We start from the raw sequence: 22,818 nt of genomic DNA, 5'->3' as shown, positions 1-22,818 counted from the left end.
TGCTGCTCCTGGTCGGTCACTTGAACCCCAGCGACTTGAGCACCCGCAGGCCGGTGGTGAAGAACGCGGCGAACTTCTCCTCGTCCAGCCCGAACGACGGGGCGAGCGGCACCAGCCGCTGGGTCGCGATGGTCTGCGCCTCGGTGAAGCGCAGAATCCCCTCGGCACCGTGCCGCCGGCCGAGCCCGGACTCGCCCATCCCGCCCATCGGCGAGCCGACCGAGCCGTACGCGGCGGCGAACGCCTCGTTGACGTTGACGGTGCCGGTGCGCAGCCGGGCCGCGATCGCCCGTCCGCGCCGGGTGTCCCTGGTCCAGATGCTCGAATTCAGGCCGTACGGCGTCCCGTTGGCGGCGGCGACCGCCTCCTGCTCGGTGTCGAAGCGGTAGACCGAGACGACCGGGCCGAAGGTCTCCTCGCCGCAGATCGCCATCTCGGGGGTCACCCCGTCCAGGATCGTCGGCTCGTAGAAGAGCGGGCCGATCTCCGGGCGGGCCTGCCCGCCGGCCAACACCGTGGCCCCCGCCTTGACGGCCTCCTCGACGTGCCGGGTGACGGTCTCCAGCTGGCGCTCGGAGACCAGCGAGCCCATGTCGGCGCCGTAGGCCAGACCGCCGCCCAGGCGCAGCGCGCGGGTCCGCTCGGCGAACCGGCGCAGGAACTCGTCCGCCACCGAGCGGTGCACGTAGAGCCGCTCGATCGAGATGCACAGCTGCCCGGCGGACGAGAAGCAGGCCCGCACCGCACCCTCGGCGGCCCGGTCCAGGTCGGCGTCCTCGAGCACCAGCATGGCGTTCTTGCCGCCGAGTTCGAGCGAGGCGCCGACCAGCCGGGCGGCCGCCCGCTGGGCCACGTCGCGCCCGGTCCGGGTGGAGCCGGTGAACGAGACGTAGTCGGCCTGCTCGACCACCAGCGGGCCGACCACCGGGCCGTCGCCGATCACGATCTGCCACAGGTCGGCCGGCAGCCCCGCCTCGATCAGCAGCTCGCGGGCCCAGAGCGCGGTCAGCGCGGTCTGCGTGTCCGGCTTGTTGACCACCGCGTTGCCCGCCGCGAAGGCCGGCAGCGCGTCGCTGACCGACAGCTCCAACGGGTAGTTCCACGGCGAGATCTGCCCGATCACGCCCTTCGGCCGCCGCCCCTCGACGGTGTGCGTGAGGACCGGCAGCGCGCCGCCGCGGCGGCGGTCCTTCAGGTAGCCGGCCGCCGCCCGGCCGTAGTGCCGGGCTGCCAGCGCGGCGCCGAGCACCTCGTCGAAGGCGTGCAGCCGGGACTTGCCGGTCTCCGCCTGGATCAGGTCGAGCACCTCGTCCTGGCGCTTCAGCAGCAGGTCGTGGAAGCGCAGCAGCACGGCGCTGCGCCTGGACAGCGGCTCCTCGGCCCAGAGCTGCTGGGCCCGCCGGGCCAGCTCGAAGGCGCGCGCGACGTCCTCGGGCGTGGACTGCGGCAGGCCTGCCAGCTTCTCGCCGGTCAGCGGCGCGATGGTGTCTACCAGGACCGGCTCGGCGCCGGCGGTGATGCCCCGGGCGAGGCGGGCGACCAGGGACTTGGGAATCGCCGAGGCGACCGTCCGGCCGGCGCCCGGGGCCACTGGGTTGCGGCCGGTGCCGCGGCTTGCTGCCGTGATGTCCGTCATGGGCGAAGCCTAGGCTCTCGACGGCGGGCCCGGTACCCGTCGGTAACCAGAAACAGCCGCGGGCTCCGGCGCACGCGCCGGTGCGGCCGGCGGAAAGCCGACCGGGGTGCGGTCAGCCGGTCGGCGTGACGGCCGGACCGCCGGTGGCCGCGCCGCCGGGGGGCGTGGCGGACATTGCGACGGCCGGTGTGCCGGACGGCCCGGCGGCGTCGCTGCCGGACTGGGCTGCCGGCTTGAAGCCGTTGAGCACCGCGACCAGCCGCTGCTGCGTCGTCGTCCAGTCGTCCGTGGTGTCCGGGCCGGAGGCCAGGATCGCGTAGCTCGTCCCGTCCGAGTCCCGGAACTCCTCGTCGATCACCGCGCGCCTGCCCGGGTTCGGCCCGCCGACCTGGGTGTAGGTCCACACCAGCCGGGCCGCCTCGTGGCCGCGCACGGAGGTCTGGTCCAGGCTCATCCGGTGGTAGTTCGTGGAGTTCCCCTTCAGCTTCCCCTCCATGCTGAGCATGTTGTCCAACGGGGTGACCGGATCGCCGACGGTCACCGCGAACTGGAGGAAGTGCCGCTTGTTGTCCGGGCTGTAGAAGATCTGGTTGTGGTCCGTGGTGCGCTGCCAGCTGCCGCCGTCGTTCGGCAGCGGGAACCCGAAGCCCGCCGGGTCGTTCGTCCAGGTGTAGCCGTCCGGCGCGACGCCGACGGGGACCGTCGGGGCGGTGGCGATGTCGAGGCCGGTGCTGGTGGGCCCGACCGGAAGCGTCGGGGAAACCACCGGTGTGTCCTGCCGGCTGTACCTGACGGCCGCGAACGCGACGCCGGCGCCGAGCAGCGCGGCGAGCGTGCCGGCCAGCACCAGGCGCAGCCCGCGCCGGCGCCGGCCCTTCGACGTGCGGCGCGGCGCGTCCTGGGCCGGGACGGGCACGGCCCGCTGCGGCGCCTGCGGGACGATCGGGGTGGTCGCGGCGACCGGGGTGGCCGGGGTGGCCGTCGCGTACGACGGCGCCGGCTCGGCCCGGTCCTCGCTGGGCTGCCGGTCCACCACCGGGACCAGCTGGGTGGGCATCCGCTCGCTCTGCCGGGGCTGCGGCTGCTGCGGGACCATGCCGATGGTGTGGCCCGCGGTGACCTCGCGCAGCATCCGCAGCGCCTCGTCGGCGTCAGGCCGGTCGGCCGCGTCCTTGGCCAGCAGCGCGGCCAGCACCGGGCCGAGCGCGCCCGCGTTGCGCGGCTCCGGCATCGGCTCGTCGACGACGGCGGCCAGCGTGTTCAGCGGGCTGTCCCGGCGGAACGGCGACTGGCCCTCCACCGCGGCGAACAGCGTGGCACCCAGGCCCCACAGGTCGGAGGCCGGGCCGGGCCGCTCGCCCTGCGCGCGCTCGGGGGCCAGGTAGTCCGGCGAGCCGACCAGGTCGCCGGGCCGGGTCAGCTCGGAGTCGTTGCTCTCGAACTTGGCGATGCCGAAGTCCAGCAGCACGGCCCGCCCGGTGCCGTGCTCCAGCAGCACGTTGGCCGGCTTGACGTCCCGGTGCAGCACGCCGAGCTGGTGCCCGCGGTGCAGCGCGGCCAGCACCTGGGCGCCGACCTCGGCCGCCTCGCGCGGGGCCAGCGGGCCGTCCTGGGACATCACGTCGGCCAGCGAGCGGCCGTCTATCAGCTCCATCACGATCCACGGCCGGCCGTCCTGCTCCAGCACGTCGTGGATGGTGATCACGCCGGGGTGCTTGATCCGGGCGGCCGCTCTGGCCTCCTGCTTCATCCGGGACTGCAGGATCGCCAGATCCTCCTCGGGCAGGTGGTTGACGGTGAGTTCCTTGACCGCCACCTCGCGGTCCAGCATCAGGTCACGGGCCCGCCAGACGGTCCCCATGCCGCCGCGGCCCAGCCGGTCGCCCAACTCGTAGCGGTCGGCCAGCATCCGGCGCTCCGGCACCCGTGCTCCGGTCGAGGCGCCCGCCTGCTGTTCGTGTCCGCTCATGGCGACCGTTCCCCCTCTCCGGTGCACCACGCGACTGATCACCGTTCGGACAATGTTCCGGCCCCAGCCTAGGCGCCCTTCGCCGCGACGGACATCGCGCCCCGCCCACGTGACCGGGCCGTGACGTGCGCTCCGCCCGGCGTCCGGGCCGTCAGCCCACGAGCGGTCAGGACGCGCCCTAGGGCTTGTCTGACAATTCCCGCCGGGCGCGCGACGCCGGGCATCCCGCCTGGACGCACCGGCGAAGCATCCAAGTACGGCCCAGTACGAGGACGCTCCGCCGGCACGCCCAGCCGGGCGCCCAACGCCGCACGCTGATCCGACGCGAATTATCAGACAAGCCCTAGCCTGCGAAGATCACGACCGCGCCGACGGCCAGCACCATCGCCGCCAGCACCCCGCCGACGAGCAGCACCGGCAGCATCGCGGAGGGCCGCCGAGCAGCACCGGAACGCGCGTGCCGGGCGTGTTCGGCGACGACCACCGGCACCGGCGGGGCGCCCCGGCGGCGGCGCCGCAGCACCAGCGGCCAGGACGGGCGCAGCACGGGCAGCCCCGACGGCTCCACCGGCGCGGCGGGCTCCGCGTACGGCTCGGGGGCGGTCGCGAGCAGTTCGGTGAGCAGCTCCCGGATCTCCTCGAGCGTCGCCCTGGCGGCCGGGTCCGGCACCAGCAGCCGCTCGACGAGCGGTCCGAGCGGCCCGCAGTCCGCGGTGCCGAGCTGGACGGTACCGAGGCGCAGCGCGGCGAAGAGCGCAGCCGTGGAGTCCTCCGGGAACGGGCTGCGCCCGGTCAGCGCCCGGTAGAGCAGCACGCCCAGTGCCCACGCGTCGGCAGCAGCGTCGGCCGGCGTGCCAACCGGTGTGCCGACCGGCGCAGGCGCGTCCCGGGCGAGCAGTTCCGGCGCCCAGCGCCCGGCACGCGGGCCGAGCAGCCCGGCACGGGCCTGCGCCCAGCGCCGCCCGTCCGCGCCGCCGAGCGCCCGGCACAGCGCCTCCTCGGCCGCGCCGACGGCCTGGCCGCCGAGCAGCGCGGCGCCGTCCTCGCAGACCAGCACCTGCTCCACGACCACGTTCCCGTGCGTCAGGCCCGCCACGTGGACGGCGGCGAGCGCGGCGGCCAGGTCGGCGGCCAGCTCGGCCACCCGGTACGGCGGCAGCGGCCCGTCCGCGAGCAGCAGCGGCAGCGGCACCGCCACCGGGTCCTCGACGACGGCCCAGACCACGCCCTCGTCGGCGACCACGCCGAAGGACTGGCGCAGCCGCGGGTGCTCGGGCGTGCCCGCGATCACCGCGGCGACCTCGGCGAGGATCCCGCTCGGGTCCAGCCAGCGCCCGTCGGTCGCGGGATCGTCGGCGGTCAGCTCGGGCACCAGCAGCTCGGGCAGCTCGACGCCCTCCAGCAGCACCCGCGCGCCGCTGTGCCCGTCCAGCGCGACCGCCTGCGGTCCGGCGCCCGTCACGGGCTCCGGACGGTCCGTCACCTGGTACCTACCGGCCACGGTCTGGCCAGGGCCAGCTCTCATGGCCGTTCCCCTCTCGCTGCGCTCAGGGCGCGGGCTGGAAGCTGTCGAAGACGTTCGTGCGGGCCTGAACGAGCTGGTCGGTGTTCCACGCCGCGTCGGGTGCGGTCCAGTAGATCGCATAACCGTGCGTGGCGTCGGTGACGAAGCCGCGGTTCAGCGAGTGCATCTTGGTGCCGGAGCCGAAGGTCCACTCCCAGTCGGCGGCGTTGGACCACTGCCGGTAGGTGACCTGCTTGAGCTGGAGCTGCTGATAGTTGCTGAGGCCGGCGGCCACTCCCGGCTCGTGGTCCTGCCAGGCGCCGACCGCGCTCGGGCCGGGCGTGTTGGTCCAGTCGACCTGCAGCCGGACGCCGTTGCTGCCGTTGAAGACGTGGCTGCTGTCCGTGGACAACGAGGCGTCGTAGCTCAGCCACTGCGGCAACAGGAAACTGAAGCCGGACGGGTCCTTGTAGCTCTGGTACCCGGCCGGAACGCTCGGCGAGGCGGACGCACTCGCGCTCGCGCTCGCACTGGCACTCGCGCTGGCGCTCGCACTCACGCTGGCACTGGCACTGGCGCTGGCGCTCGCCGACGGGCTGCTCGCGGACGCCGAGGCAGCGGGCGAAGCCGGCGCCGCCCCCGCGCTCGCGGCCGCGCTGCTCGCCGCCGGGGCGGCGGCCGGTGCCGAGGCGGTGCCGGGTATGGACGCCGAGACCGGGGCGAGCGCCGGCGCGCCGTGGCCGGCCGAGCTGCCGGTGCCGGTCCCGGTCGCGATGCCGTCGGTGGAACTGGCACCGGTGCCCTGGACCAGCCAGAAGGCTCCGGCGAGCAGCAGCAGCACCACGACCACCGCGGCCAGCAGCTGTCGCTTGCGCGACCAGCGGGCGGCGGCGCCGAGCGTCGCGCTGCTCGTCCAGCCGCCGTTCGACTGCGGCGGCACCGCCGCCGCGGCCGGGTCGGGCGCGGATACGGGCGCCGGCTCGGCGGTGGCAGGGGCGACGGGGGCGGCAGGGGCGGCGGCCTTGCTGCCGACCCGGACGGTGTTCAGCCCGAGCCCGGGCCGTGGCCGCTCCCGCCGGACGTCGGCCGGGCCGACCTCCGGCGCAGCGGCAGCGGCAGCCGCCTCTGCGGGGTTCGCCGCCGTCGCCGCCTTCCCGGCCTTCGCCTCCTCGGCCTTCGCCGGGACGGCCAGCATCGTCGTGGACTCGGCGCGCGAGGTCGCGTCGGCGATGATCCGCTTCAGCATCGACCGGGTCGTCGAGGCGTCGAGCCGCTTCGCCGGGTCCTTCTCCAGCAGCCCCTCGATCACCGGGCGCAGCGGCCCGGCGTTCGGCGGCGGCGGCAGTTCCTCGGTCATCACGGCGGTGAGCGTGGCCAGCGCCGAACCCCGGTCGTAGGGCGGCTTGCCCTCGACCATGGCGTAGAGCGTGCCGCCCAGCGACCAGAGGTCGGCCGGCGGCCCGGGCTTCTGGCCGCGCGCCCGCTCCGGCGAGATGTACGAGGGCGCGCCGACCAGCATGCCGGTCGAGGTGACCGAGGTGTCCCCCTCCACGCTGGCGATGCCGAAGTCGGTCAGCACCACCCGGCCGTCCTCGCCGATCAGCACGTTGGACGGCTTGACGTCGCGGTGCAGGATCCCGTGGCTGTGCGCGGCGCAGAGCACCCCGAGCAGCTCGAGCGCGATCTCGGCGGCGCGGGCCGGCGCCACCGGGCCGTCCTGCTTGACCACCTCGGCGAGCGAGCGGCCGTCCACCAGCTCCATCACGATCCACGGGCGGTCGTCCTCCTCGACCACGTCGAAGACGGTGACCGCGGCGGCGTGCCGGATCCGGGCGGTGGCCTTGGCCTCGCGCAGGGTGCGAACGATCAGCCGGTGCTTCTCGTCCTCGTCCACGCCGCCGTGCATCCGCAGTTCCTTCACCGCGACGATCCGGCCGAGCATCTCGTCCTCGGCTCGCCAGACGGTGCCCATGCCGCCGCTGCCGAGAACCGAGTCGAGCCGGTAGCGGTCGGCCAGGACGCGTCCGGAAGTGCCCTGCGGCTGGGTCATTCGGGCGTTCCCCCATGTGCTGCTGCCGGTCGGGTGACGAACCGTCGGCTCGCGCTGCCCACGTCGCCCGACGGTGAAGCCTCCATCATCCCCTGTGCCTGCGGCGGTTGTTCACTCGACCCCTGGAATTCCCCGGCGCATGGCCGGAAACCGCCGCCGGCGGCCGGACCGACACCAAGGGCCCCGCCGTTCGAACGGCGGGGCCCCGGGCGGCTGAAGGTCGGTCAGCTCACGAACGGTCAGCGGTGGCTGACCGTCACCTCGACCCGCTGGAACTCCTTGAGCTCCGAGTAGCCGGTGGTGGCCATCGCACGGCGCAGCGCGCCGAACAGGTTCATCGTGCCGTCGGGGGTGTGCGAGGGGCCGGTCAGGATCTCCTCGGTGGTGCCGACCGTGCCGAGGTCGACGCGCTTGCCGCGCGGCAGCTCCTCGTGCACCGCCTCCATGCCCCAGTGGAAGCCCTTGCCCGGCGCGTCGGTGGCCCGGGCCAGCGCGGCACCGATCATCACGGCGTCGGCGCCGCAGGCGACCGCCTTGGCCAGGTCGCCGCTGTAGCCGACGCCGCCGTCCGCGATCACGTGCACGTAGCGGCCGCCGGACTCGTCCATGTAGTCGCGGCGGGCGGCGGCCACGTCCGCGACGGCGGTCGCCATCGGGACCTGGATGCCGAGCACGTTGCGGGTGGTGTGCGCCGCGCCGCCGCCGAAGCCGACCAGCACGCCGGCCGCACCGGTGCGCATCAGGTGCAGGGCCGCGGTGTAGGTGGCGCAGCCGCCGACGATCACCGGGACGTCCAGCTCGTAGATGAACTGCTTCAGGTTCAGCGGCTCGGCCGCGCCCGAGACGTGCTCGGCGGAGACCGTGGTGCCGCGGATCACGAAGACGTCGACGCCGGCGTCCACGACCGCCTTGGAGAACTCCGCGGTGCGCTGCGGGGAGAGCGCGGCGGCGGTGACCACACCGGAGTCGCGCACCTCCTTGATCCGCTGCTTGATCAGCTCGGCCTGGATCGGCGCGGCGTAGATCTCCTGGAGGCGGCGGGTCGCGGCGGCCTCGTCACCGATCGCGGCGATCTCGTCGAGCAGCGGCTGCGGGTCCTCGTAGCGGGTCCACAGACCCTCCAGGTTGAGCACCCCGAGGCCGCCGAGCCGGCCGATCGCGATCGCCTGCGCGGGTGAGACCACGCTGTCCATCGGGGCCGCCAGGAACGGCAGCTCGAAGCGGTAGGCATCGATCTGCCAGGCGATCGAGACCTCCTTCGGGTCCCGGGTCCGGCGGCTGGGGACGACGGCGATGTCGTCGAAGGAGTACGCCCGGCGGCCGCGCTTGCCTCGCCCGATCTCGATCTCAGTCACTTCGAGCCTCTCTGCTGCTTGCTGCACAATCGCCCCCCAGTATCCCGGACGCCGGGCCGTGACGCGCACGAAGCCCCGCCCACCGCGGCCTGACGGCTGCGGTGGGCGGGGCTTCGTGCGGCGCGCGGCGCCCGGGGCCGACCCCGGACAGGGCTCAGCGGGTGGGCTCAGCGACTGGGATCAGCGGCTGGTGTAGTTCGGCGCCTCGACCGTCATCTGGATGTCGTGCGGGTGGCTCTCCTTGAGGCCCGCCGAGGTGATCCGGACGAACCGGCCCTTGCTCTCCATCTCCTCGACGGTGGCGGCACCGACGTAGCCCATGGTCTGGCGCAGGCCGCCGACCAGCTGGTAGAGCACGGCCGAAAGCGGGCCGCGGTAGGGCACCTGGCCCTCGATGCCCTCGGCGATCAGCTTCTCGTCGGAGCTGACCTCGCCCTGGAAGTAGCGGTCCTTGGAGAAGGACTTGGCCTGGCCGCGCGACTGCATGGCGCCCAGCGAGCCCATACCGCGGTAGGACTTGAACTGCTTGCCGTTGATGAAGAGCAGCTCGCCCGGCGACTCCTCGCAGCCGGCCAGCAGCGAGCCGAGCATCACCGTGTCGGCACCGGCGGCGAGCGCCTTGCCGATGTCGCCGGAGTACTGCAGGCCGCCGTCACCGATCACCGGCACGCCGGCCGCCCGGCAGGCCACGGCCGCCTCGTAGATCGCGGTCACCTGCGGGACGCCGATGCCGGCCACCACGCGGGTGGTGCAGATCGAGCCCGGGCCGACGCCGACCTTCACGCCGTCCACGCCGGCGTCGATCAGCGCCTGGGCGCCGTCACGGGTCGCGACGTTGCCGCCGACGACGTCCACGCCGACCGCCGACTTGATCTTGGCCATCCACTCCAGCGCGTTGCTGTTGTGGCCGTGCGAGGTGTCCACCACCAGGAAGTCCACGCCGGCCTCGACCAGGGCCTGGGCCCGGTCGAACGCCTCGGGGCTGGCACCGACGGCCGCGCCGACCAGCAGCCGGCCCTCGGCGTCCTTCGCCGCCTGCGGGTACTTCTCGGCCTTGACGAAGTCCTTGACCGTGATCAGGCCCTTGATCCGGCCCTCGTCGTCGACCAGCGGGAGCTTCTCGATCTTGTGCCGGCGCAGCAGGGCGATGGCGTCCTCGCCGGAGATGCCGACCTTGCCGGTGATCAGCGGCATCGGGGTCATGATCTCGCGGACCTTGATGTCGCGGTTCGACTCGAAGGCCATGTCGCGGTTGGTCACGATGCCCAGCAGCTTGCCGTCCGGGTCCGCGATCGGCACACCGCTGATCCGGAACTTCGCGCAGAGCGCGTCGGCCTCGCCGAGCGTGGTCTCGGGGCCGACCGTGATCGGGTCGGTGACCATGCCGGACTCGGAGCGCTTCACCAGATCGACCTGGTTGGCCTGGTCCTCGATCGAGAGGTTGCGGTGCAGCACGCCGACGCCGCCCTGGCGGGCCATCGCGATCGCCATCCGCGCCTCGGTGACCTTGTCCATCGCCGCGGAGAGCAGCGGGACGTTCACCCGGACGTTGCGCGAGACCCGGGAGGCGGTGGACACCGCGTTCGGCAGCACGGAGGACGCACCGGGCAGCAGCAGGACGTCGTCGTACGTCAGCCCGAGCATCGCGAACTTCTCGGGTACGCCTGCAGCGTTGTAAGACATGGTGGGGATACCTTCCCGTGGCCGGCCGGTCGATAGGACGCGCCCGTGCGGGGTCGGGGCGCGTTGTCGCTCTGCCGGGTGGCTGGGCCGTGGTGACGGCCTCCTCACACCCGCGCGCTCACCGGCACAGGCCAGGACACCAGAAGCACCGCACTGGAGGAACGTACAAGAAAACACCGCTCGCACGTGCGGATCTTTGGCGACCTGTCCAGGCGCCGATACCCCATGGTACTGGTGCTGCGGATGACGGCGTCGCGTCCTCTTGACAGCACCGGCGCATCGTGACCCATTCCACAACCGGGCACCCGACCCGACGGCTACCCGGACCGGACGGCTACGCCGACTCCTCGGCGAGCGCGCGCAGCCGGCTGAGCGCCCGGTGCTGGGCGACCCGGACCGCGCCGGGCGACATGCCGAGCATCTCGCCGGTCTCCTCGGCCGAGAGGCCGGCCGCGATCCGCAACAGCACCAGCTCGCGCTGACGGGCCGGCAGGTTGGAGAGCAGCTCGCGCATCCAGGCCGCGTCGCTGCTCAGCAGTGCGCGCTCCTCGGGGCCGAGCGCCTCGTCGGGCACCTCCGGCAGGTCGTCCGGCGGGATCACCGTCGAACCGGGCCCACGCATCGCGGCCCGCTGCAGATCCGCGATCTTGTGCGCCGCGATGCTGAAGACGAAGGCCTCGAACGGGCGCCCCTCGTCCCGGTAGCGCGGCAGCGCGCAGAGCACCGCGACGCAGACCTCCTGGGCCACGTCGTCCACATGGTGCCGGGCACCGCCGGGCAGCCGGACCAGCCGGCCGCGGCAGTAGCGCAGCACCAGCGGGTGCACGTAGGCGAGCAGCGCGTCGGTGGCCGGTGCCTCGCCGCGCACCGCGCCGGCCACCAGCTCGGCGACCATCGGCGAGGTGCCGCTCGGACCGGACCGGCGGCCGCGCGCCGACGGACCGGCACGGTCGGCACCGTCCGGCTGCACAGCGCCCGCTTCGGCGGCCTCGTCGTCACGCATCGGTCCATGGTGCCTGGTCGCGCCGGAAAACGTCGCACCGCGTCCGGACTTGTGCACCGGAACGTTATCCGCCACCGACCCGCCCCCGTTCCCACCGTCGCCCGTTCCCACCGTCGCCGCGCTCCACTCCTCCATGGTGCAGCCTCGGGGGCGGAACGGCCTATGCCTCGCCCGGACCAACCGCCATTTGCCCGCCGATCCCCGGGAAAACGGCGCGCCCCCGCCCCCGCCACCGGGAGGAAGGGGCGCCCCAGGGGGCTGCCGGGCCGCCGCAGTTGAACGCTCGGTCGAACGGTCGGCCGACCGTTCAGCGGACCAGGCCCCAGCGGAAGCCGAGCGCCACCGCGTGCGCGCGGTCCGAGGCACCGAGCTTCTTGAAGAGCCGGCGGGCGTGCGTCTTCACGGTGTCCTCGGAGAGGAAGAGCTCGCGGCCGATCTCCGCATTGCTGCGGCCGTGGCTCATCCCCTCCAGCACCTGGATCTCACGGGCCGTCAGGGTCGGCGCCGCGCCCATGTCGGGGCTGCGCAGCCGACGCGGCGCCAGGCGCCAGGTCGGGTCGGCCAGCGCCTGGGTGACGGTGGCCCGCAGCTCGGCCCGCGAGGCGTCCTTGTGCAGGTAGCCGCGGGCGCCGGCGGCCACCGCGAGCGCCACGCCGTCGAGGTCCTCGGCGACGGTGAGCATGATGATCCGGGCGCCCGGATCGGCGGACAGCAGCCGCCGGACCGTCTCGACGCCGCCGAGGCCGGGCATCCGGACATCCATCAGGACGAGATCGGAGCGGTCGGCCACCCAGCGTCGGAGGACCTCCTCACCGTTCGTCGCCGTGGTCACCCGGTCCACGCCCGGCACGGTCGCCACCGCGCGGCGCAGCGCTTCCCGGGCGAGCGGTGAATCGTCGCAAACGAGAACGGAAGTCATGACCGTCCTCCGCAGCTGATCCGCGTCACGTTGAGCCTCCTGGCTGGTACGAACTCTCCGCACTTCCAACGACCGTCACTCGAATGAGTTACGGCCTTCAGGGCCATCTCCACCACTGTACGTGGCCAACCCATTACGGATCAGCCGCATCGCGGGGCAGAGGCTGCTCTTTTCCGCAGCTGGTGCGCGGTGGGCGCACGCCGTGCACGCCGGAGTACGGCCTGCCGCCGCCGCGGACCGGGCGGTCACGAGCGCCTGCCCGACGCCCACGGCCACCCGATTGCCGTAGCGCGACTCGCATGAGTATGGACTGGTTAGTCCGTTTTCATGGCCTTTGTACGATCATTGACTGTTGTGCCACTCTGTGGGTGACTTGTCCCGTAGGTCGCCGTAAGTCATATTTCCAGGTGTCCATCCCGGCGCCTCGTCGCCTCGCCGAGCGGTCGCCGGACCGCTGCCCCGCCGGCCCGGCACGGGGAAGGCGCCGAAGCCTCACCGAAGGGAACGAGCCATGGCAGATTTCTCCCGACTCCCCGGCCCGAACGCGGACCTGTGGGACTGGCAGCTCTCCGCCGCCTGCCGCGGCGTGGACAGCTCGCTGTTCTTCCACCCCGAGGGCGAACGCGGCGCGGCCCGCAGCTCACGCGAGCAGAGCGCGAAGGAGGTCTGCATGCGCTGCCCGGTCAGGACCGAGTGCGCGGCGCACGCGCTGGCCGTCCGCGAGCCGTACGGCGTCTGGGGCGGGCTGACCGAGGACGAGCGCGAGGAACTGCAGGGCCGCTCGCGCAACCGGCTGATCGAGGTGCCGCTGGGCGTCCGTCAGTAACCGGTCGGCGGCATCGGTCTGAAGAAACGTTTCTTCCCGCGCTTCTTCGGCGACACGCCGACGGCCGGTCAGGTCCGTCAGCGACCGGCCGCCACCTCGGCGAGCCGGTCCAGCATGAGCGCGACGGCCGGCACCTCGGCCAGCTCCGGAAGCGTCAGCGCCACCACCTCGCGCCGTGCGGGGCCGGCCGGCCCGGCGTGCACCGGCACCGCCGCGATCCCGTCCTGGCGGACCGCCGCAAGCGCCAGCCGCGGCAGCACCGCGACCCCGAGTCCGGCCGCCACCAGACCGACCACGGCCGGGTAGTCGTCGGTCGCGAAGTCGATCCGCGGCTCGAAGCCGGCGCCCGCGCAGAGCTCCACCAGGTGCCCGCGGCACTGCGGGCACCCCGCGATCCACTGCTCCCCCGCGAGCTCGGCCAGCTCGGCCGGGCGCCGCTCGTCGCGGTCGGCCAGCGGGTGGCCGACCGGCAGCAGGCCGACCAGCGGGTCGTCCAGCAGCGGTCGCACCACCAGGTCGGACCAGTCGCCGGCCGCCGCGGTCTCGGCCGCGGCCAGCACCGCCTCGGCGCGCGCGGCCCGGGAGACGCCGTGCACGGGGGCGGCCCCGGCAGCCGCAGTGGCTCCAGCGGCCCCAGTGGCCCCCGTGGCCGCGTCCGGCTGGTTCGGATAGCGGAAGGCCAGCGCGATCTCGCACTCGCCGCCGCGCAGCATCGCCAGCGACTCCGGCGGTTCGGCTTCCACCAGCGACACGCGGACCCCCGGATGGGCGCCCCGCAGCCGGGCGACAGCGGACGGCACCAGCGTCGAGCTCGCGGTCGGGAACGACACCAGCCGCACCCGCCCGGCCCGCAGCCCGGCGATCGCCGCCACCTCCTGCTCGGCGGCGCTCAGCCCGGCCAGGATCCCCGACGCGTGCTTCAGCAGCACCTCACCGGCCTCGCTGAGCTGCATCCCGCGCCCGGCCCGCACCACCAGCGGCAGCTGCACGGCCTTCTCCAGCGCCTTCATCTGCTGGCTCACCGCCGGCTGGGTGCACCCCAGCTCGCGTGCCGCCGCGGAGAACGACCCGGTCCGGGCCACGGCGCGCAGGACACGGAGATGACGAGCCTCGATCATGCGCCCCACCGTACGCGCTCACCCCGGGAACGCCGCAGGCCCGGCTCCCCCGCCGAAGCGGGAGGACCGGGCCTGCGGGGAACCGACGGATGCGTCGGCGCCGGATGCGTCAGTGCGAGTGGCCGTGGCCGCCGTGCGAGTGACCGGCCTCCGGCTCCTCCTCCTTCTTCTCCACCACGAGGGTCTCGGTGGTGAGCAGCAGGGAGGCGATCGAAGCGGCGTTCTCCAGCGCGGAGCGGGTGACCTTGACCGGGTCGATGACGCCGGCCTTCACCAGGTCGCCGTACTCGCCGGTGGCGGCGTTGTAGCCCTGGCCGATCTCCAGCTCGGCGACCTTGGAGGTGATGACGTAACCCTCCAGGCCGGCGTTCTGGGCGATCCAGCGCAGCGGCTCGGCCAGCGCCTTGCGGACCACGGCAACACCGGTGGCCTCGTCGCCGGTCAGGCCCAGGCCGCCGTCCAGCACCTTCTGGGCGTGGATGAGCGAGGCGCCACCACCGGCGACGATGCCCTCCTCGACCGCGGCACGGGTCGCCGAGATGGCGTCCTCCAGGCGGTGCTTGCGCTCCTTCAGCTCGACCTCGGTGGCAGCGCCGACCTTGATCACGCAGACGCCACCGGCCAGCTTGGCCAGGCGCTCCTGGAGCTTCTCGCGGTCCCAGTCCGAGTCGGTGTTGGCGATCTCGGCCTTGATCTGGGCGACGCGGCCCGCGACGGCCTCGTGGTCGCCGGCACCGTCAACGACGGTGGTCTCGTCCTTGGTGATGGTCACGCGGCGGGCGCTGCCCAGCACACCGAGGTCGGCCTGGTCCAGCTTGAGACCGACCTCCTCGGAGATGACGGTGGCACCGGTCAGGGTGGCCAGGTCGCCCAGGATCGCCTTGCGGCGGTCACCGAAGCCCGGGGCCTTGACGGCGACCGCGTTGAAGGTGCCGCGGATCTTGTTGACCACCAGGGTGGACAGCGCCTCGCCGTCCACGTCCTCGGCGATGATCAGCAGCGGCTTCGAGGCGCCACCCTGCAGGATCTTCTCCAGCAGCGGCAGCAGCTCCTGGATCGAGGAGATCTTGCCCTGGTTGATCAGGATGTACGGGTCCTCCAGGACCGCCTCCTGGCGCTCCTGGTCCGTGACGAAGTACGGCGACAGGTAGCCCTTGTCGAACTGCATGCCCTCGGTGAAGTCCAGCTCCACGCCGAAGGTGTTCGACTCCTCGACGGTGATGACACCGTCCTTGCCGACCTTGTCGATCGCCTCGGCGATCAGCTCGCCGACCTGCGGGTCCTGGGCGGACAGCGACGCGACGGCGGCGACGTCCTCCTTGCCCTCGATCTCGCGGGCGACCGAGAGCAGGTGCTCGGAGACGGCGGCGACGGCCTTGTCGATGCCCTTCTTCAGCCCGGCCGGGCCGGCACCGGCGGCGACGTTGCGCAGACCCTCGTTGACCAGGGCCTGGGCCAGCACGGTGGCGGTGGTGGTGCCGTCACCCGCGACGTCGTTCGTCTTGGTGGCGACCTCCTTGACCAGCTGCGCGCCGAGGTTCTCGTACGGGTCGTCGAGCTCGACCTCGCGGGCGATGGTCACACCGTCGTTGGTGATCGTCGGGGCGCCGAACTTCTTGTCGATGACGACGTTGCGGCCCTTGGGACCGATGGTCACCTTGACGGTGTCGGCCAGCTTGTTCACGCCGCGCTCGAGCGAGCGGCGGGCGTCCTCGTCGAACTTCAGGATCTTCGCCATGGTTCCGTTTCCTTGGGGATATCAGCTTTACGTGAGCCAACAAGCGCGCCCCGGGCCCCGGTCACTGGTGACACGGAATCCGGGGCGGGCGAGGTGGCGGACCGGGGTCCGCCAAGGACTGCTTACTTCTCGACGATGGCGAGAACGTCGCGAGCCGAGAGGACGAGGTACTCCTCGCCCTTGTACTTCACCTCGGTGCCGCCGTACTTGGAGTACAGGACGACGTCGCCGACGGCGACGTCGAGCGGCAGCCGCTGACCATCCTCGAAGCGGCCCGGGCCGACGGCCAGGACAACGCCCTCCTGGGGCTTCTCCTTGGCGGTGTCCGGGATAACCAGGCCGGAGGCCGTGGTGGTCTCGGCGTCGAGCGGCTGGACCACGATGCGGTCCTCAAGCGGCTTGATGGCAACCTTGCTGGCGGTGGTCACGTCCGAGTTCCCCTTCGGAGATTACGGGGTTGTCTAACAGGCATGGTGAGCGACAACGTTCGGCCTGCCGTCGCGGGGGTCAGACCGGTGTTGTCGCGATTAGCACTCCCCCTGGGGTGAGTGCCAAGAACGACCATAGGCCGCGGTTAGCACTCAGTCAACCAGAGTGCCAACGGCGCGCCAGAGGATTCCGACTACAGCGAATAATGGCGGGGTGGAGATCTTCGAGGAACTGCTGACCGACCGGGGCCAGGACCTGCTGGCCGAGCTGCGCGGATTCACCGCCGGCGACGAACTGGCGGTGGCCACCAGGCTGCGCCGCGAGCACCCGGCCGAGCTGGTCTCCGCGGCGATCGGCCAGGAGCGGCTGCGCCAGCGGGCCCGGGCCAAGTTCGGGGACGACGCCGAGCGGATGTACTTCACCGCCAACGGCGTCGAGCAGGCCACCCGGCGCACCGTCGCGCAGTGGCGCGCGCAGCGCTTCGCGGCGCTCGGGGTGCGCCGCCTGGCCGACCTGTGCGGCGGCATCGGGGGCGACGCGATCGCGCTGGCCCGCGCCGGGATCTCGGTGCTCGCCGTCGATCGGGACCCGCTGACCTGCGCGGTCGCCACCGCCAACGCGGCGGCGCTCGGCCTCGCCGAGCTGATCGAGGTGCGCTGCGCCGACGTCACCGAGATCGCGCTGGACGGCTTCGACGCGGTCTTCACCGACCCCGCCCGGCGCGGCTCGCGGGGCCGGATCTTCGACCCGGAGGCGTACTCCCCGCCGCTCTCCTGGGCGATCGGCGCCGGCCGCGCCACCCGGTTCGGCGCGCTCAAGGTGGCCCCCGGGATCCCGCACGAGGCGGTTCCCGAGGACGCCGAGGCCGAGTGGGTCTCGGACGGCGGCGACGTCAAGGAGGCCGTCCTCTGGTTCGGCACCGGCGCCGACCCCGCCGAGCCGCACCGCGCCACGCTGCTGCCCGGCCCGCACACGCTCGGCGGCGGCCGGCTGGCCGACCCGCCGGCCGGCCCGGTCGGCCGCTACCTCTACGAGCCCGACGGCGCGGTGATCCGCGCCCACCTGGTCGCCGAGGTCGCCGAGCAGCTCGGCGGCGCGACGCTGCTCGACCCGCACATCGCGTACCTGACCAGCGACCGGCTCACCCCCACCCCGTACGCCAGCGCGTACGAGCTGACCGACGTGCTGCCGTTCAACGTCAAGAAGCTCAAGGCACTGCTGCGCGAGCGGCAGGTCGGCACGGTGGTGATCAAGAAGCGCGGCTTCGCGGTGGAGCCGGACGAGCTGCGGAAGAAGCTGCGCCCCGAAGGGGCGAACTCGGCGGTGGTCGTGCTCACCCGGATCGGGACGGCTCCGATGATGCTGCTGGGGCGCGAGGCCCCGGCGTAGTCCTGCGGGTCCGGTCAGGCCGGCGGCTGGATGTAGTCCTCCAGCCGCGCCACCGCGAAGCCCTGTTCCTGGATCCGGCTGAGCAGTTCGCCGAACATCTGGGTCATCGTCTCGCCCTTGAGGTCCTTCGGGCCGCGGAAGTGCGCCAGGATGATGTCGCCGGGCTTCAGCTTCTTGTCGGCGGCCTGGTACTGCATGTCGTGGATCTGCATGCTCTCGCGCCACAGCACGACCGCACGCGGGCCGCACTCCTGGACGGCGGTGTTCAGCGTCGCGCTGTTCGCGCCGTCGCCGTACGGCGGGCGGAACAGGAACGGCGCGGCGCCGTACTGCTTGGTCAGCACCTGCTGGTCGCCGCAGACCTCGTTCTTCTGCACGGCGGCGGACTTGGTGCTCATCGCCGGGTGGTGCAGCGTGTGGTTCTGGATGTGGTTGCCGGCGGCCTGGAGCGGCTTGAAGTAGTCGTAGTCGTTCTTGATCGCGTCGTCCATCAGGAACATCGTGACCGGGACCTTCAGGTCGCTCATCATCTCGATGAACTTCGGGTCCTTCTCCTCACCGTCGTCGATGGTCACGAAGACCACCTTGTCCTTGGTGGGGATGTCGCTGATCACCGGGACGGTGCCGCTCGCGGTCAGCTTGACCGGCTTGTCGGCGGGCGGCGGCGGAGCGGCGGGCAGCGGCTGGAGCTGCCACTTGGCCCAGGCGGCGGCCGACGGTGACGCGCCGGCCGACGCCGACGCCGAGGGTGCCGCGGCGGACGGCACGGCGGACGGCGTGGCGCCGCCTGACGGTGCGACAGCCGGCGTGTCGGCCTGCGGCGGGGCGCCGGCGGCGGCCTTCGCGCCCCCGGCGCCGCTGCAGCCGGTGACCAGCGCGAGCAGCGCCAGCGCACCCGCCGTGTACGCCGTGGCCCGGCCCCTCTGGTACGTCTTCACCGCGCCGTGCTCCCCGCCTGAGGTTCGATCAGTTCTGCAACCGGAACGCTACCGTGCCCCGGCCACGTACTCGCTCGTGAACGCCCAGCGGTGCACCGGCCGGGCCAGCAGGCCGGCCGGCGGCTCGGGCGGCGCGAGCTGCTCCGCTCCCTCGGGCCACCAGCTGATCAGCAGCACGCGGTCACCCGACGCGCTGAACAGCTCGACCCGTTCGGCCCCCGCGACCGCCAGCGCCGGGACGGCGTGCTCGCGGGCCCAGCCGAGCAGTTCGGCGCCCCGCCCGTCGGCCGCCTTGGCCTCCCACATCGCGGCCTCGGTCACGCCTGGCCACCGTTCAGCGCGCGGTACGCCTCGCCGTGCACGTCCCCGTGCGCGACGGACTCCGCGGGCACCGAGACCTCGGTGACCGGCAGCGAGGAGTCGGCCGACAGGTGCAGCGCCGAGGCGGGCCGGCCGCGCCAGACCATCTCCGCGCCGAGCGCCGCGACCATCGCGCCGTTGTCCGTGCACAGGCCGGGGCGCGGCACCCGCAGCCGGATGCCGGCCCGCTCGCAACGCTGCTCGGCCATCGCGCGCAGCCGGGAGTTGGCCGCCACGCCGCCGCCGATCATCAGGTGGTCGACGCCGTTCTCCTGGCACGCCTTGATCGCCTTGCGGGTCAGCACGTCGGTGACCGCCTCCTGGAACGACGCCGCGACGTCGGCGACCGGCACCTCCTCGCCGGCCCGCCGCTTGGCCTCCACCCAGCGGGCGACCGCGGTCTTCAGGCCGGAGAACGAGAAGTCGTACGCCGGGTCCTTCGGGCCGCTCAGGCCGCGCGGGAACCGGATCGCCTTCCGGTCGCCCTCACGGGCCATCCGGTCCACCACCGGACCGCCGGGGAAGCCGAGGCCGAGCACCCGGGCCACCTTGTCGAAGGCCTCGCCGGCCGCGTCGTCGATGGTCGCGCCGAGCGGGCGGACGTCGGAGGTGATGTCGGTGGTCAGCAGCAGCGAGGAGTGGCCGCCGGAGACCAGCAGCGCCATCGTCGGCTCGGGCAGCCGGCCGTGCTCCAGCTGGTCCACGCAGATGTGCGAGGCGAGGTGGTTGACCCCGTACAGCGGCTTGTCGAGCGCCCAGGCGTACGCCTTCGCCGCGCTCACGCCGACGAGCAGCGCACCGGCCAGGCCGGGCCCGGCGGTGACCGCGATGCCGTCCAGATCGCTGCCCTTGATGCCGGCGGTGTCCAGCGCGCGCTGGATGGTCGGGACCATCGCCTCCAGGTGGGCCCGGCTGGCGATCTCCGGGACCACCCCGCCGAACCGCGCGTGGTCGTTGACGCTGGAGGCCACCGCGTCGGCGAGCAGCGTGGTGCCGCGCACGATGCCGACGCCGGTCTCGTCGCAGGAGGTCTCGATGCCCAGGACGAGCGGTTCGTCAGCCATGGTCTTCCTCGGTCTCGTTCTCGTTCGGGTGGTCCAGGTGCGCGTCGGCCGAGCGCTCGTGGTCCGTGCGCTCGTCGGCCGCGCGCTCGTGGTCCAGGCGCATCACCAGCGCATCGACGTTGGCCGGCTGGTAGTAGCCGCGCCGGATGCCGACCGGCTCGAAGCCGAAGCGCTCGTAGAGCCGCTGGGCGCGGAGGTTGTCGATCCGCACCTCCAGCAGCAGTTCGGCGCAGCCGCGCCGGACCGACTCCTCGACCAGGTCGGTGAGCAGCACGGTGCCCAGTCCCCGGCCCTGGTGGCGGTCGTCCACGGCGATGGTCTGCACGTCGCCCTCGTCGCCGATCGCCATCAGACCGGCGTAGCCGACGATCGTGCCGTCGGCGGTGGCGGCCACCGTGTAGTGACGGGTGCCGCCGGGGTGCGCCTCGGCCAGCTCGGACCAGTACATGCCGCGCGACCAGGCGTCGTCGGGGAAGAGCCGCAGTTCCAGCTCCATCACCGGTTCGATGTCCCACCAGCGCATCGGGCGCAGCGTGGTCCGCTGCGCGGTCGCGGTCACGCCGGCAGCACCGCCTTGTAGCCGGCCGGCACCTGGGCGTCCGGGCGGCGCAGGTAGAGCGGCTTGTTCGGCAGCAGCTCCCGGCCGGCGGCGAGCTCGATGACCGCGAAGTCGGCCAGCGCGCCGGCCGACAGGTGCTCGGGGCCGCGCCCGCCGGGGAAGGCCTCGGGGTAGAGCAGCGCGCCGGCGCCGACCGAGACCGGGCGGACCGTCAGGTCGCCGGGCCGGTCCACCGACGGTCCGGCCACCCGGCGGCCGTCGGCGTCGTAGTCGGCCCAGTAGACCTCCTTGCGCCGCGCGTCGGTGGCCGCGGTGAACGGGCCGGTGAGCCCCTCGGCGCGGGCCTGGTGCGCGATCGCGTCCAGCGTGCAGACGCCGTGCACCGGCAGGTCGAGCGCGTGGCCGAGCGCGGCGGCGGTGACCAGGCCGACCCGCAGGCCGGTGTACGGCCCCGGGCCGACGCCGACCGCCAGCGCCGTCAGCTCACGTTTGTCCACGCCCGCCTCGGCCAGCACCTGGCCGATCGCGGGCAGCAGCAGTTCGCCGTGGCGCCGGGCATCGACCTGATAGGTCTGCGCCAGGACGGTCGAGCCGTCGTGGACGGCGGCGGTGACGGCGGGGGTAGCGGTGTCGAACGCGAGCAGCAGCACGGGTCCAGGTTAGAGGGTCGCCGGAGCCGACCTTTTGTCCCCTTACGGAACACACGTTCGCGCCGTCCCTGAGCGGGGCCCGGAACCTGGCACGATGGGCCCGACGGCCCTCGGCCAGGTTCCGGCCCCGAGGGAGATCCGCGGAAGACAGGAGCAGCCGTGCCGAAGATGGGACCGGGCGTCGTGGTCACCGGTCTGACCCTGGGCGCGCTCGCCGTGGTCGGCCTGCTCACGGCGCAGGCCAGCGGCGCCGAGCGCAGGATCGCGGTGGCCCGGCCGCTGCCCACCGCGAGCGCCGCCACCGGCACCCCTGCCGAGCCCTCGCCGAGCGCCTCGCCCAGCCCGACGGTGCCGGCGCTGCCGGCCGCCGCCGGCAGCTCGGCGGTGCGCCGGGTGGTCTACTCGATCAGCGCCAAGCAGATCTGGCTGGTCGATCCGCACAAGGACCCGCAGGTGACGGCCGCGTTCACGGTCGAGCCCGGCTCGGCCAACCCGGCACCGGGCAACTACACGGTGTACAGCCGCTCGGCCGCCACCAACGGCACCGACGGGCGCCCGGTCGAGCACGTGGTGCGGTTCACCCAGCAGGCCGGCACGGTCTTCGGCTTCAGCGCGGCCGTGGACGGCTCGACGCCGGCGGTCGACCCGAAGGTCCGCACCGGCGGCATCCGGGCGAGCCGCGCCGACGGTCAGACGCTCTGGGACTTCGCGCCGACCGGAACCCGGGTGACCGTGGTCGCCTGACGGGCCGGCTGGCGGGCTGCCTGCCCAGCCGCCTGACCGGCCGCGGACCGTTCGGTCACGGGACCGTCCGGCTCGCCCGGCGCCGGTGGCGTGCAGACGGCCGCCGCGGCGGCGGTGGCGGCCAGCAGCCGGTGCATCGCGCCCGGCTCGGCGGGCTCGCGGGACTCCTCGGTCACGGGGGTGCTGCTCGGCATTGCGCCTCCCTAGTTAGGCACACCTAACTGCAAAGCCCATCCCATCACGCCCGCGACCGGGCCCGCAACATCTTGCCGACAGCGCGTCGGGAAGCGTCAGGCGTCGACCGAGTCAACGTCGAGTGCCTCCAGACCGGCGCCGTCCCAGCGCGGGCCGAGACCGGTCAGCGAGACCCGGCGCGGATCGCTGTCGTTCTCCTGCGTCTCACCCTGCGCCTCACTCTGCGCCTCACTCTGCGCCTCACTCTGCGCCTCACTCTGCGCCTCACCGCCCAGCGCCCGCTCGATCCGGATCTCCAGCCGGTCCTCGGAGAGGTCCTCGACCTTCCCCTCGCCCCACTCGACGACGACCACCGACTCCGGCAGCGACACGTCGAGGTCGAGGTCCTCCATCTCGTCCAGCCCACCGCCCAGCCGGTACGCGTCCACGTGCACCAGCGCCGGCCCGCCGACCAGCGACGGGTGCACCCGGGCGATCACGAAGGTCGGCGAGGTGACCGCCCCGCGCACGCCCAGGCCCGCCCCGAGCCCCCGGGTCATCGTGGTCTTCCCGGCGCCCAGCTCGCCGGAGAGCAGCACCAGGTCGCCCGGCCGCAACAGGCCGGCCAGCCGCCGCCCGAGCTCGGTCATCCGCTCGGGGTTGGGGACGGTGAGTGTGGTGTGCGCGCCCATGGTTCCTCTGGCTTCCTC

At 73.3% G+C, this 22,818-nt stretch carries 21 protein-coding genes; 3 read left to right on the top strand and 18 right to left on the bottom strand.

Annotation, left to right across the window (positions count from 1 at the left end):
• Positions 1–16 precede the first annotated feature (16 nt).
• From AC060L_RS16515 to AC060L_RS16480, 8 genes are all read right to left on the bottom strand, one after another.
• A complete protein-coding gene (locus AC060L_RS16515) occupies positions 17–1,636 on the bottom strand; it encodes a succinic semialdehyde dehydrogenase (RefSeq protein WP_483799488.1) in 1,620 nt (539 codons plus the stop codon).
• Between the two features lie 112 nt (positions 1,637–1,748).
• Entirely contained in the window at positions 1,749–3,605 is a 1,857-nt protein-coding gene (locus AC060L_RS16510) for a serine/threonine-protein kinase (RefSeq protein WP_483799487.1), read from the bottom strand.
• Positions 3,606–3,948: 343 nt separating this feature from the next.
• Positions 3,949–5,130, bottom strand: coding sequence for a hypothetical protein (locus AC060L_RS16505; RefSeq protein ID WP_483799486.1), 1,182 nt, complete (start codon positions 5,128–5,130; stop codon positions 3,949–3,951).
• Positions 5,131–5,152: 22 nt separating this feature from the next.
• Complete coding sequence (locus AC060L_RS16500; protein WP_483799485.1) at positions 5,153–7,159, bottom strand: serine/threonine-protein kinase; 2,007 nt, start codon at positions 7,157–7,159, stop codon at positions 5,153–5,155.
• Between the two features lie 239 nt (positions 7,160–7,398).
• Positions 7,399–8,514, bottom strand: a complete 1,116-nt coding sequence (locus AC060L_RS16495; RefSeq protein ID WP_483799484.1) for a GuaB3 family IMP dehydrogenase-related protein — start codon at positions 8,512–8,514, stop codon at positions 7,399–7,401.
• 180 nt (positions 8,515–8,694) lie between these two features.
• On the bottom strand, positions 8,695–10,197 hold the full coding sequence (gene guaB / locus AC060L_RS16490; protein ID WP_483799483.1) for an IMP dehydrogenase: 1,503 nt from the start codon (positions 10,195–10,197) through the stop codon (positions 8,695–8,697).
• Between the two features lie 334 nt (positions 10,198–10,531).
• The gene (gene shbA, locus AC060L_RS16485) at positions 10,532–11,092 is read right to left on the bottom strand and encodes an RNA polymerase sigma factor ShbA (protein WP_483799533.1); all 561 of its coding nucleotides are present in this window, start codon (positions 11,090–11,092) and stop codon (positions 10,532–10,534) included.
• A gap of 415 nt (positions 11,093–11,507) precedes the next feature.
• Complete coding sequence (locus AC060L_RS16480; protein WP_014136228.1) at positions 11,508–12,119, bottom strand: response regulator transcription factor; 612 nt, start codon at positions 12,117–12,119, stop codon at positions 11,508–11,510.
• 511 nt (positions 12,120–12,630) lie between these two features.
• Between AC060L_RS16480 and AC060L_RS16475 the strand changes: the two genes are divergently transcribed.
• Positions 12,631–12,945, top strand: a complete 315-nt coding sequence (locus AC060L_RS16475; protein WP_483799482.1) for a WhiB family transcriptional regulator — start codon at positions 12,631–12,633, stop codon at positions 12,943–12,945.
• Between the two features lie 77 nt (positions 12,946–13,022).
• On the opposite strand, the gene AC060L_RS16470 is transcribed toward AC060L_RS16475, so the two are convergent.
• The 3 genes from AC060L_RS16470 to groES all read right to left on the bottom strand — a co-directional run bounded on the left by AC060L_RS16470 (position 13,023) and on the right by groES (position 16,229).
• On the bottom strand, positions 13,023–14,063 hold the full coding sequence (locus AC060L_RS16470) for a LysR family transcriptional regulator (protein ID WP_483799481.1): 1,041 nt from the start codon (positions 14,061–14,063) through the stop codon (positions 13,023–13,025).
• A gap of 109 nt (positions 14,064–14,172) precedes the next feature.
• Entirely contained in the window at positions 14,173–15,801 is a 1,629-nt protein-coding gene (gene groL, locus AC060L_RS16465; protein ID WP_483799480.1) for a chaperonin GroEL, read from the bottom strand.
• Positions 15,802–15,923: 122 nt separating this feature from the next.
• A complete protein-coding gene (groES, locus tag AC060L_RS16460) occupies positions 15,924–16,229 on the bottom strand; it encodes a co-chaperone GroES (RefSeq protein WP_329564826.1) in 306 nt (101 codons plus the stop codon).
• 214 nt (positions 16,230–16,443) lie between these two features.
• On the opposite strand from groES, the gene AC060L_RS16455 reads away from it, so the two are divergent.
• Positions 16,444–17,619 carry a class I SAM-dependent methyltransferase gene (locus AC060L_RS16455; protein ID WP_483799479.1) on the top strand — a complete coding sequence of 392 codons (1,176 nt, stop codon included), beginning with the start codon at positions 16,444–16,446 and terminating at the stop codon, positions 17,617–17,619.
• A 14-nt stretch (positions 17,620–17,633) separates the two neighbouring features.
• Here AC060L_RS16455 and AC060L_RS16450 read toward each other — a convergent pair whose 3' ends face one another.
• Genes AC060L_RS16450 through tsaB form a run of 5 tightly spaced genes read right to left on the bottom strand, consistent with a single transcriptional unit; the run spans position 17,634 to position 21,190 of the window.
• A complete protein-coding gene (locus AC060L_RS16450; protein WP_483799478.1) occupies positions 17,634–18,557 on the bottom strand; it encodes a polysaccharide deacetylase family protein in 924 nt (307 codons plus the stop codon).
• 48 nt (positions 18,558–18,605) lie between these two features.
• Positions 18,606–18,878 carry a hypothetical protein gene (locus tag AC060L_RS16445; RefSeq protein WP_483799477.1) on the bottom strand — a complete coding sequence of 91 codons (273 nt, stop codon included), beginning with the start codon at positions 18,876–18,878 and terminating at the stop codon, positions 18,606–18,608.
• The gene (gene tsaD / locus AC060L_RS16440; protein ID WP_483799476.1) at positions 18,875–19,981 is read right to left on the bottom strand and encodes a tRNA (adenosine(37)-N6)-threonylcarbamoyltransferase complex transferase subunit TsaD; all 1,107 of its coding nucleotides are present in this window, start codon (positions 19,979–19,981) and stop codon (positions 18,875–18,877) included. Before tsaD ends, AC060L_RS16445 begins: the two co-directional genes overlap by 4 nt.
• The gene (rimI, locus tag AC060L_RS16435; RefSeq protein ID WP_483799532.1) at positions 19,974–20,504 is read right to left on the bottom strand and encodes a ribosomal protein S18-alanine N-acetyltransferase; all 531 of its coding nucleotides are present in this window, start codon (positions 20,502–20,504) and stop codon (positions 19,974–19,976) included. The genes tsaD and rimI overlap by 8 nt, the downstream gene beginning before the upstream one ends.
• Positions 20,505–20,536: 32 nt before the next feature.
• Positions 20,537–21,190 carry a tRNA (adenosine(37)-N6)-threonylcarbamoyltransferase complex dimerization subunit type 1 TsaB gene (tsaB, locus tag AC060L_RS16430; RefSeq protein ID WP_483799475.1) on the bottom strand — a complete coding sequence of 218 codons (654 nt, stop codon included), beginning with the start codon at positions 21,188–21,190 and terminating at the stop codon, positions 20,537–20,539.
• A 168-nt stretch (positions 21,191–21,358) separates the two neighbouring features.
• Between tsaB and AC060L_RS16425 the strand changes: the two genes are divergently transcribed.
• Positions 21,359–21,934 carry a hypothetical protein gene (locus AC060L_RS16425; RefSeq protein ID WP_483799531.1) on the top strand — a complete coding sequence of 192 codons (576 nt, stop codon included), beginning with the start codon at positions 21,359–21,361 and terminating at the stop codon, positions 21,932–21,934.
• Here AC060L_RS16425 and AC060L_RS16420 read toward each other — a convergent pair.
• A complete protein-coding gene (locus AC060L_RS16420) occupies positions 21,880–22,128 on the bottom strand; it encodes a hypothetical protein (protein WP_483799474.1) in 249 nt (82 codons plus the stop codon). The two genes, AC060L_RS16425 and AC060L_RS16420, sit on opposite strands and share 55 nt — an antisense overlap.
• A 96-nt stretch (positions 22,129–22,224) precedes the next feature.
• Positions 22,225–22,800: a tRNA (adenosine(37)-N6)-threonylcarbamoyltransferase complex ATPase subunit type 1 TsaE gene (gene tsaE / locus AC060L_RS16415; RefSeq protein ID WP_483799473.1), complete on the bottom strand. Its 576-nt coding sequence runs from the start codon at positions 22,798–22,800 to the stop codon at positions 22,225–22,227.
• Positions 22,801–22,818 lie beyond the last annotated feature (18 nt).

It is taken from the genome of Kitasatospora sp. NEAU-69, assembly GCF_057158765.1.
Note: the sequence above shows the minus strand (reverse complement) of the source record. Positions and strands in the feature narration are given on the sequence as shown.